The 10,422-nt window shown below is 66.5% G+C and carries 10 protein-coding genes; 2 read left to right on the top strand and 8 right to left on the bottom strand.

Features of this window, described 5'->3' with window-relative positions:
- Nucleotides 1-129 precede the first annotated feature (129 nt).
- The 7 genes from PMES_RS04475 to pyrC form a co-directional block, all read right to left on the bottom strand.
- Nucleotides 130-684 carry a CvpA family protein gene (locus PMES_RS04475; RefSeq protein ID WP_159964319.1) on the bottom strand — a complete coding sequence of 185 codons (555 nt, stop codon included), beginning with the start codon at nt 682-684 and terminating at the stop codon, nt 130-132.
- 12 nt (nt 685-696) lie between these two features.
- Nucleotides 697-2,061, bottom strand: coding sequence for a DNA repair protein RadA (gene radA, locus PMES_RS04470; RefSeq protein WP_159964318.1), 1,365 nt, complete (start codon nt 2,059-2,061; stop codon nt 697-699).
- Nucleotides 2,062-2,179: 118 nt separating this feature from the next.
- Nucleotides 2,180-2,953: a DNA repair protein gene (locus PMES_RS04465; RefSeq protein ID WP_159964317.1), complete on the bottom strand. Its 774-nt coding sequence runs from the start codon at nt 2,951-2,953 to the stop codon at nt 2,180-2,182.
- Nucleotides 2,954-3,426: 473 nt separating this feature from the next.
- Nucleotides 3,427-4,491: an alanine racemase gene (gene alr / locus PMES_RS04460; protein WP_159964316.1), complete on the bottom strand. Its 1,065-nt coding sequence runs from the start codon at nt 4,489-4,491 to the stop codon at nt 3,427-3,429.
- 101 nt (nt 4,492-4,592) lie between these two features.
- Nucleotides 4,593-6,089, bottom strand: a complete 1,497-nt coding sequence (locus PMES_RS04455) for a replicative DNA helicase (RefSeq protein ID WP_236549695.1) — start codon at nt 6,087-6,089, stop codon at nt 4,593-4,595.
- A gap of 300 nt (nt 6,090-6,389) precedes the next feature.
- Nucleotides 6,390-7,088: an orotate phosphoribosyltransferase gene (locus PMES_RS04450; protein ID WP_159964314.1), complete on the bottom strand. Its 699-nt coding sequence runs from the start codon at nt 7,086-7,088 to the stop codon at nt 6,390-6,392.
- Nucleotides 7,089-7,180: 92 nt separating this feature from the next.
- Nucleotides 7,181-8,239 (bottom strand): dihydroorotase, encoded by a 1,059-nt coding sequence (gene pyrC / locus PMES_RS04445; RefSeq protein ID WP_159964313.1) that lies wholly within the window; start codon nt 8,237-8,239, stop codon nt 7,181-7,183.
- 271 nt (nt 8,240-8,510) lie between these two features.
- Here pyrC and PMES_RS04440 point away from each other — a divergent pair, with 271 nt between their 5' ends.
- Nucleotides 8,511-8,825 (top strand): antifreeze protein, encoded by a 315-nt coding sequence (locus PMES_RS04440; protein WP_159964312.1) that lies wholly within the window; start codon nt 8,511-8,513, stop codon nt 8,823-8,825.
- Between the two features lie 198 nt (nt 8,826-9,023).
- Entirely contained in the window at nt 9,024-9,242 is a 219-nt protein-coding gene (locus tag PMES_RS04435; protein WP_159964311.1) for a hypothetical protein, read from the top strand.
- 109 nt (nt 9,243-9,351) lie between these two features.
- Here PMES_RS04435 and PMES_RS04430 read toward each other — a convergent pair whose 3' ends face one another.
- On the bottom strand, nt 9,352-10,314 hold the full coding sequence (locus tag PMES_RS04430; protein ID WP_159964310.1) for a phosphoadenosine phosphosulfate reductase: 963 nt from the start codon (nt 10,312-10,314) through the stop codon (nt 9,352-9,354).
- Nucleotides 10,315-10,422 lie beyond the last annotated feature (108 nt).

Here is a 10,422-nt window from a genome sequence, read left to right as displayed (position 1 = left end):
CGCAAAGCCGCCTCGACGACCTGCTGCCGTGGAACTTCAAGCCGTCAAGCTGAACCGCTGGTGCTGTTCAGCTAACGCTTACGGAGGCGGCGCATCCGGGGCTTTGAGCCGAAAGGGCGGAAGGGCCGCTCAGCTGCCGCAGGTTCCCACGAGCTGCTCGTAGCGGGCCACGATCCATCCCGGCGCATCGTCGGGGATGCGCTCGTCGAGCGAGGCTTCGCTGCGCGCGAAGATCGCGGCGCTGCGCGAGTTCTCGACCATCGGGATCGCATCTGTCGTCATCACCCGGTCATAGACGATCAGGGCCACCGCGACGAGGAGCACGCCGCGCGCCACCCCGAAGAGGAAGCCGAGCACCTGGTCGATGCCGCCAAGCGCCGAGTTGCGCACCGACCCCGAGAGCAGGGGGGTGAAGATCGAGGCGAGTACGAGCGCGATCGCGAAGACGATCGCGAAGGCCGCGATGAGCGACAGCTCGCAGCTATCGCCGAGGAAATCGCTCAGCACCGGGATCTCGCGCACCAGTGGCTCCGCCTCCGGCGCGAAGATGAATGCCAGCACCGCCGCCGCAATCCAGCCCAGGATCGCCATCGCCTCGCGCACGAAGCCGCGCGAATAGGCAAGGATCGAGGACAGGACGATGACCCCCGCCACGACGGCATCGATGACCGTGAAACCTTCCATGAATTAGCCCTTTCAGCCCGCCCCGAACATGTCGCCGACCAGACCGGCAAGGTCAGAGAACTGCCGGAGCGCAAGTCCTCCATCGGTTCCCGTCTTGCTGCGCTCGGGAACGATCGCAGCCGTGAAACCAAGTTTCGACGCTTCTTTCAACCTGTTTTCGGTCTGCGTCGCCGGGCGCAGGCCGCCGCTCAGGCTGATCTCGCCGAAGACGACCGTCTGCGCGGGCAGGGCGGCATCCTCGCGCGCCGACAAAAGCGCCATCGCCACGGCGAGATCGGCCGCCGGCTCGCGCACGCGCAGGCCCCCCGCCACGTTGAGATAGACGTCGAGCCCGGCGAAGGGAATGCCGCAGCGTGCCTCCAGCACCGCGAGGATCATCGCAAGGCGCGCCCCGTCCCATCCCACCGTGCTGCGCCGCGGCTGGCTTTGCGGCGTCGGCGCGACAAGGGCCTGGAACTCGCACAGGAGCGGGCGGCTGCCCTCGATCCCGGCAAAGACCACCGTGCCGGGCTGCGGCGTTTCGCGGTCCGACAGGAACAGTGCCGAAGGGTTGCCCACCTCGGCGAGCCCCGCGCCGGTCATCTCGAAGACGCCGATCTCGTCGGCGGGACCGAAGCGGTTCTTGACCGCCCGCAGGATGCGGAACTGGTGGCCGCGCTCGCCCTCGAAATAGAGGACCGTGTCGACCATGTGCTCGATCACGCGGGGACCGGCGATCTGGCCCTCCTTGGTCACATGGCCAACCAAGATGACCGAGATGCCGTTCTTCTTGGCAAAGGCCGTCAGCTCATGGGCGGCCGCGCGCACCTGGCTGACGCTGCCCGGCGCGCTGTCGACCGTGTCGGCCCACATGGTCTGAATGGAATCGATGATCACCAGGTCGGGCTTCTCGGCCTCCAGCGTGGTGAGGATGTCGCGCAGGCTCGTCTCGGTCGCGAGCTTCACCGCCGCATCGCCAAGCCCGAGGCGGCGGGCCCGCATCCTGATCTGGGCGCTGGCCTCCTCGCCGGAGACATAGACCGATTTCAGCCCCGCATTCGCGAAGGCCGCCGCCGCTTGCAGGAGAAGTGTGGACTTGCCGATGCCCGGATCGCCGCCCACGAGAACCGCCGAGGCGGGAACAAGCCCGCCGCCAAGCACGCGATCAAGTTCGACAAGGCCCGATTCGGTGCGGGGGGGCGGTGCCTCGATGGTGGCCAGATCGCCCAGGGCCATGCCGCGCCCGCGCTTGGCGCCGAGCGACTTTCCGGCCGGGCCGGCGGCCAGGGGCGCTTCTTCGACGATGGTGTTCCATTCGCCGCAGGCATCGCACCGGCCCGACCACTTGGAATGCAGAGCGCCGCAAGCCGTGCAAGTGAAGGAGAGTGATTTTGCCATGGGCCCTTTTGCAACGCGAAACCGGCAAGGGCAAGAACCCTCGCCGGCGGCGCCGTCATCCGTCCCGTCACTGCCAGGTGGGCGGGACGGATGACGGCGCGTTCGCGGCGTTGCGCGCCTATTCGGCGGCGGTTGCCGAGGGCATGGCAACCACGTTGCCGGCCGGACGCGAGGCGACACGGCGGAAGCCCAGCTTGGTGAGCGTCTCGCCGAACTGCTCCTCGAGACGCTGGAGCTGCGAGGCGTTGATGTCCTCCTCGAGCTCGACCTGCTCGAGATAGCGGTGCAATTCGTGCGACTGCGTATTGGCTTGCCCGATCCGGTCGCGGAAGGTCTCGATCTCCTCCATGCGCTCGCGCAGGAAGGTGCGGGCCCTTGCAACGTTCTCATCGGAGTAAATCTCGGCGATCTCGCGCGAGGTATGGCTCATTTGGGCGGCGGCCTCGAGCACGTCGGGCTCCAGGTTGCCCAGATCGGGATGCTGGCGCAGGAAGGCGATGCGCTCCTTGACGCTGTCGAACTCGCTGGCGAGCGTGAAGGCTCCGGCGCGATCGGCGCGGTGGCAGGCCGCGTAGGCATCCGCCACATCACTCATGCAGATCGAGAAATCGCGATGCGTGGCCTCGAGGCGCATCACGCGGGCCGCGGAGGGAATGAAGGTGAGGAGCACCAAGAGCAGCACCGCGGCGCCGGTCTGGATGACGATGCCGGCCTGCGTGTAGACGGTCTCGCCAAAGCTCACCGGCAGCGTCAGCCAGGGCAGCAGCCCGAGCGCGGCGGCAACCGTCGCGACCACGAGGGCGAAGGCTGCGACGGCGAGGATCGCGGTGGCCAGACCCTGAAGCAGGGATATGATCCGGGTTTCGGGGCCGTATGCGGAACTGTTGGTCATAACGGTACTCCTGGCAGTTGGGTGGCAGCGTGAAACGGTACGGTCGATCGGCATAAAATCGCTTGTCTGTTAAATCACCCGTCCTTGGCCTTAGTTCCGCAACTTTTGCCACACCCCCGTGGCAGGGGGCCGATGAGAGGGCTGTAGTCCGCTTCGCGGGCCGGGCGGTGCAGTCACCAGCGACCGGTTCGGACCGGTCGTGGTCGCCATCAAAGGGATACGGCAATCTCGAGGGTGGTCTCCATCAAGCCATTGCAAAGAAAAGAAGTTATCTTAAAAACTGCTGCTGCTGAATGCCCGGGAACAGTGGGTCGGACCGGTGCATCAATCCTTGGGGCGAAGAGAAAGTTGGGTGCCACTGTAAAGCATGCGTGGCCAATTTACCACGTTGAATAAATATGATCCGAAATTGTCAAGCAGATAGAAGGATCGGTCCCGCGGGGTGACAATTCCTCGCCGCGGAACCGGATTGTTCACGTCGCGGAGATCAGTCCGCCACCCTCGTAGCTGCGCCTGTAGCGCCCATTGCCCAGCGAGGTGAGGATCTCGTAGCCGATCGTTCCGGCGCCGGTCGCAAGCTCATCGACGCTTTGCGAGGGGCACAGGATATCGAGGTGCTCGGGATCGCGGTCGAGATGGGTCACATCCACCGTGATGAGGTCCATCGAGACCCTGCCGACAAGCGGGCAGGGCACCTCGCCACTGAACAGCATCGCCTCGTTGCTGAGCGCCCTGAGAAGCCCGTCGCCATACCCTCCCGAGACGGTCGCGAGGCGCACGGGCCCTTCGGCGGTCCAGCTGTTGCCATAGCCCACGCTTTCGCCCTCCACGAGATCTCGGCACTGGATGACGGGCAGGGAAAGGCGCACCACCGGGCGGGCCTCGGCGAAGGGCAGGCCGCCATAGAGGCCGATACCGGGGCGGACCACGTCGAAATGATATTCCTCGCCCAGCAGGATGCCGCCCGTCGCGGCGAGCGAACGGGGCGCCTCGATGCCGTCGGTCATCTTCCGGAAAGTGTCGAGCTGTTGCCGGTTCATCGGGTGTTCGGGCTCGTCAGCACAGGCCAGGTGGCTCGCGACGAGGCGGGGGCCGAGCCCGAGGGCGATCTCCCGCGCGGCTCCCCACTCGGCCGGCTCCAGGCCAAGCCGGTTCATCCCGCTGTCGAGCTGGATGCCGAAGGGCTGCCCGGGCAGCGCCTCGAACTGCCGCGTCATCTGCTCGATTGAGTTGAGCATCGGGATCAGCGACAGCTCCGAGATCGCCTCCGTATCGCCGGCCATGTGCCCCGAAAAGACGTATATCTCGGCATCGGGGCCGAGCGCGGCACGCAAGGCGGCCCCTTCCTGCGCCACGGCGGCGAAGAATTTCCTGGCTCCGGCCTGCGCCAGGGCGTGTGCGACCTGCGCCGCGCCGAGCCCGTAGCCGTCCGCCTTGACCACCGCGCCCGCTTCGGTGCGCGGCCCGGTCATCGCGGCAAGGGCGCGCCAGTTCGACGCGAGGGCGTCGAGGTCGATTTGGAGTGTTCCGCTGCCCATCTCGTCGTCATCCTTTGCACCGCCGGGGCGCCGCTCGCATGAGCCGCGCCGGAATTGTCGCGGGGCCGCGCCGCCGGCACGGCGCGCGCCCCCTCATTGGCTCAGAAGTCGCGGTCGCTGCCCTGTTGCCAGGCCTGGACCAGGTTTCCGAAGCGGGTGAACCGTCCCTCGAAGCTCAGGTCGACCGAACCGATCGGGCCATGGCGCTGCTTGCCGATGATCACCTCGGCACGGCCATGCAGGCGCTCCATCTCGTCCTGCCAGGAGGCCATCTTGTCGAGCTCGTGATCGCCGGGCTTCTCGCGTTCCTTGTAGTATTCCTCGCGGAACACGAACATCACCACGTCGGCATCCTGCTCGATGGAGCCCGATTCGCGCAGGTCCGAAAGCTGCGGACGCTTGTCCTCGCGGTTCTCGACCTGACGGCTGAGCTGCGATAGGGCGATGACGGGAATGTCGAGCTCCTTGGCGATCGCCTTGAGTCCTTGCGTGATCTCGCTGATCTCGTTGACCCGGTTCTCGGTCCGGCCAGCGCCGCGTACCAGCTGCAGGTAGTCGACCATCAGAACGTCGAGCCCGTGCTCGCGCTTGAGCCGGCGGGCGCGCGCGGCCAGCTGGCTGATCGGCAGGGCGGGCGTGTCGTCGATGTAGAGCGGGCAGGATTCGAGCGCCTTGGCGGCCTCGACGAACCGGCGGAACTCGGTCTCGTTCATGTCGCCACGCCGGATCTGCTCGGAGGGAACTTCCGAGGCCTCCGACAGGATACGCGCGGCCAGCTGCTCGGCGCTCATCTCGAGGCTGTAGAAGCCGACGATGCCGCCATCCGTCGCGCCCTCGGTGCCATCCGGCAAGGTGCCCCGGCGATAGGCCTTGGCCACGTTGAAGGCGATATTGGTGGCGAGCGAAGTCTTGCCCATCGAGGGCCGCCCGGCGAGGATCAACAGGTCCGAGCGGTGCAGCCCGCCCAGCTTCTTGTCCAGATCGACGAGCCCGGTGCTGACCCCGGCCAGCCCGCCATCGCGCTGGTAGGCGGCATTGGCCACGTTCACCGCATCGGTGACGGCGCGCAGGAAGGACTGGAAGCCCTGCTGGCTCTGGCCGGCCTCGCCGAGCTTGTAGAGGCGCTGCTCGGCCTCGACGATCTGCTCCTTTGGCTCCGAGGCCACGTCGACCTTTGCGGCCTTGGCGCTGATCTCGCGCCCCAGCTCGATCAGCTCGCGCCGGATGGCCAGGTCATAGATCATCTGCGCGTAGTCGCGCGCGGCGTAGCTGCTGATCGCGGCGCCGGCGAGGCGCACGAGATATTGCGCGCCACCCAGCTCCTTGAGGCCCGGATCATCCTCTAGAAACGCCTTCAGCGTGACCGGCGAGGCCAGCGCGTTCTTGGCGATGCGGCTGGCCGCCACCTCGTAGATGCGCGCATGGACCGGGTCGTAGAAATGCGTGTCGTTGATCACGCTGGCCACGCGGTCATACACGTCGTTATTGGTCAGGATCGCGCCAAGAAGCTGCTGCTCGGCCTCGATGTTGTGAGGCAACGAGGCTTCCGCACCGTCCCGCGCTTCCTCGGGGGATTGTCCCGGGCGCACTACCGTCATCTCGTTCATCTCGACTGTTCCGCTCTGCTGCCATGTCAGGTGATCGAGGTCTTGGCCGCCACGTGCCCGGACCAGCAACCGGTATACAATTCTGCAATCTTTGTGGAGGTTTTTCGACCTCTCATTGGGTGGTCGGCAGGATTCGGCCCGGCGGATGTAGCGATTGCGCCGCATGTCGCACCGGCGGAGCGCTGCATGTCGTACCGGCGGTGCGCCGCCCGATCGCGCATGGTTCGACCGGACCTGCACACCACCACGATGGCCGCGGGCGGGTCCGGCAGGGTCCGGCGCGGGAATCGCTCAGGAGGAGGGCGGCGCCTCGGCCATCCGGCGCTCTTGCCAGCCGCGCGGATCGGTCAGGAAGACGTTGACCTCCGACAGGGTCGCCGCATCGAAACTGCCGCGCGTCCGCGCGCATTCCAGAACGTCCCACCAGTTGCACAGGTGGTGCAGGGTGACGCCATGCTCCTCGAGCCGCCCGATGGTGCCGGGGAAGATGCCGTAGCTGAAGATCACCGCCGTATGGGCGCAGTGCCCGCCCGCCTCGCGGATCGCGTCGACGAAACCGAGCTTGGAGCCGCCATCGGTGGTCAGATCCTCGACCAGGAGCACGCGCTGTCCCTCGCGCAGCTCGCCCTCGATCCGGGCGTTTCGCCCGTAGCCCTTGGGCTTCTTGCGCACGTAGCTCATCGGCAGCGCAAGCCGCTCGGCCATCAGGGCGGCGAAGGGAATGCCCGCCGTCTCGCCGCCGGCCACGTTGTCGAAAGCCTCGAAGCCCGCGTCGCGCATGACGGTCGCGGCCAGGAAATCCATCAGCGTGGAGCGGATCCGCGGGTAGGAGATGAGCTTGCGACAATCGATATAGGTCGGGGAGGGCAGGCCGGAGGCCAGGGTGAAAGGCTCGTCGGCGTTGAAATGCACCGCTCCGATCTCGAGCAGCATTCCGGCGGTCAGCCGGGCGATCTCATCGCGGGGCGGGAAACTCGTGGGGATGGTCATGCGCTGGCCTCGTATCTCAACTTCATCCAAATCTGGGACCGCCCACCGCTCTCGGATGCGGCGGGCCGCCATGTCATGCCCGCGCGGCGCCGCTAAGCGCCTTCCGGTGACCTCTCGACCGCCCAATGCAGCGCGAAGCCCGGATCGAAGACCGTGACCTCGCCATCCGCGCTCCTGCGCGGCGCCGGTTGGGGCAGGGGGGCGGAATGGCGGCGCAGCGTGATCTGCTCGCCGGCGGGGGGTAGCCCGTAGAATGCCGGACCGTTCAGCGACGCGAAGGGCTCGAGCGCATCCAGCGCGTCTTCCTGTTCGAACACATGCGCGAGGACGGAAAGGGCGACCGGCGCGGTATAGCAGCCGGCGCAGCCACAGGGCGACAGCTTGGCCGGATCGGAATGGGGCGCGCTGTCGGTGCCGAGGAAGAACCGTCCGCTCGCGCCGGTGGCCGCCGCGCGCAGCGCCAGGCGGTGCTCCTCGCGCTTGACGACCGGCAGGCAGTAGTAATGCGGCCTGATGCCACCGGCGAGCAGGTCATTGCGGTTCAGCACGAGGTGATGGACGGTGATCGTCGCGGCCAGATCCTCGCCCCCCGAGGCGGCGTAATCGGCACCCTGCCGCGTGGTGATATGCTCCATCACGACCCTGAGCCCCGGCACGGCGCGGCGCAGCGGATCGAGCACCGTGTCGATGAACACCGCCTCGCGGTCGAAGATGTCGATCTGCGGATCGGTCACTTCGCCATGCACGCAAAGCGGCAGGCCGATCTCGGCCATGGTCTCGAGCACGCCGCGCACCTTGACGAAATCGCGCACGCCCGAGGCCGAGTTCGTGGTCGCGCCCGCGGGGTAGAGCTTCACCGCCGAGATCACCCCTGCGGCCGCGGCGGCCCTGACATCGCGCGGATCGGTCTGCTCCGTGAGATAGAGCGTCATCAGGGGGGTGAAGTCCGACCCCTCCGGCAGCGCCGCGCGGATCCGGTCGCGGTATCGGGTGGCATCCTCCATCGTGACCACCGGCGGCACGAGGTTGGGCATGATGATCGCCCGCCCGAAATCGCAGGCGCTGTCGGGCAGCACGGCCCCCAGCATCGCGCCATCGCGCAGGTGCAGGTGCCAGTCATCGGGGCGGCGGAGCGTGAGGGTCTGTTCCATGGGATCGGCATCTACACCCTCGCGCGGCCCAGTTCCAGATATCAGTTGGGGCGTCCGGGCCTTGGGCGGGAAGTTCGGTTGCAGGCCCGGTGCGAGACGTGGCGGCCCCGCACTTCATCACATGCGCGAACCCTGTGGCCGCGAACCCGGCGGCAGGAGGAATATCACACGGGTATCGGGTGATCCGCGACGAAAGCGGGGCTTGCAATTGCACGCCGGGACCTTTTTGCTGCAGTGCAGCGTTGACCCTTTTTACAAGCAGGAGCTTTCCATGTTCCAGACCTCTTCCCCCGTTGCCTACTGGGCCTCCATGATGCGTGCATCGCAGATGATGGCAGAGGCGCAGGTCGTCATCGGATACCGCATGCTCGGCATGGCCGGGCTCTGGGCGGTCGCGCCGACCGAGAACACCGTCATGCTGACCGAGAAGCCCGGAGCCCTCATGGCTTCGGGTATGGCGGCCAGCCGCGCGATGATGAGCGGCGCCGCGCCGGACAAGATCATCGATGCCGCCGTGAAACCGCTCGGAGCCAAGACCCGCTCCAACGCGGCGCGGCTGATGAAGCGGGGACCGCGTTTCGGCTGAAAGAGCGCGCCCGGCGCCCGGCTCCAAACGCACGGCGGCGGCGCGATCTGTTCAGGCGCCGCCGCGCGCATGGCTCGGACCGAGCGTTGCACTCAAAGCAATGCGGCAATGCAGCATTGGTCCTGCAACATGGGTCCGGGATCGCCTATCTCATCGGTGGAACGGGGCACGTCGCCCCCTTTGAGACAGGATAAGATGATGAGCATTGCCCTCAGCCGCCCAACTCGTGGATTTTCGAACCCCTTCGCCGTGATCGGCGGCGCCGTATCGCGCTTCTTCACCAACCTCATCGAGGCGAATTCGCGGGTTCGCGAAGTCGAGTTTCTCAACGGCTGCAGCGATGAAGAACTGGCCCGCATGGGGCTGCGCCGCGACCAGATCGTGCGCCACGTCTTCCGGGATACGATGTTCCTCTGAGGAAGCATCTGCCTGAGAAGGCATTAGACTGCCGGCTTGCCTCCGGTGGCGGCCGATCTCAGGTTCGGCCAGGGTGCCTTCGGCGCCGGCCGGAACCGGCGATCCCGGTTCAGCTGCCGCGTTGCGGCGGAACGGGCTGGCCGGCCTGCGCAAGCTCGGCGCTGAGCTGATCGAACCTCTTGGCATAGCGGTTGCGTCCGAGCCTCTGCGCGATGTTGCGCACTGCCAGCGCCTCCAGAAGCCTGTGGCGCTTCTCGATGCAGCGCGACACGACGCGCCGAAGATATGATGCGTTCTGGCGCCGCGCGCGCAGCAACTCGTAAAAGCGCACCGCGTCGAGCGTTCCCTCCATCGCCTCGCAGACGACATCCTCCAGGATACCGAACTCGGCCAGCGTCGCTTCGAGCCGTGAGCCCATGTGACGGCAATTGAGTGCAGTCACGGTCGGGCCGGCGAGAAGCGCCATGTGGCGCGCATCCTCGGCATGCATGGGATCATGCGGCACGAAAACCTGCAACGATGCCGAAAGATTCGCGGCATCGGGAGTGTACCTGCTGGTGAAATCGACCTTGCCGCTGCTCTTGAAGCGGGTATCCCATGCCGTTTCCTGGGCATCGAGAAATGCCTGCGGCGCGAGGGCGAGGACGCGGCTGCAGGGCGCGGCGAGCGCGAAGGAGAGGGCGGCATGTCCGCCGGACGAATCGCCGTAGAAGAGCACCGTCTCGAACTGGTCGAGCAGCGTGCCATCGGCGAGCGCATCGAAGAAGGTGATTACCTCGGGGTCGCGGAACCAGGTATCCCCGCGCGAGACCAGCGACAGGATCGACCAGTCAAGATCGCGCGCCAGCCCATCGAGACGCGGCGCGCGCTCCGACAGGACGACGCCGGGCTCGCGCGCTGCCTCGAAACTGACCAGAAGAGCCGGGCCGCGCCGCTGAAATCGGACATGATGGCGCGGATTGAGGTCGTAGGCGAAATCCTCGACATCCGAACTGTCCATCTCGTCATCGTCGAATTCGGCCTCCTCGGGCAGTTCCCTGTCTTCGATCAGTGCATTCTGCATCGGTGTCATGAGGGTGTCCTGCTGTTTGGCCGCCGTGCTCGCCAGGGCGAGACCATAATCTGCGTCGATAAGAACCTAGGGTGAGAACTCGTGCGTCAATATGCTCAGAATATGCTT

Source organism: Profundibacterium mesophilum KAUST100406-0324 (assembly GCF_009835145.1).
GTDB lineage: Bacteria > Pseudomonadota > Alphaproteobacteria > Rhodobacterales > Rhodobacteraceae > Profundibacterium > Profundibacterium mesophilum.
This window is presented reverse-complemented; position numbering and strand designations above follow the sequence as displayed.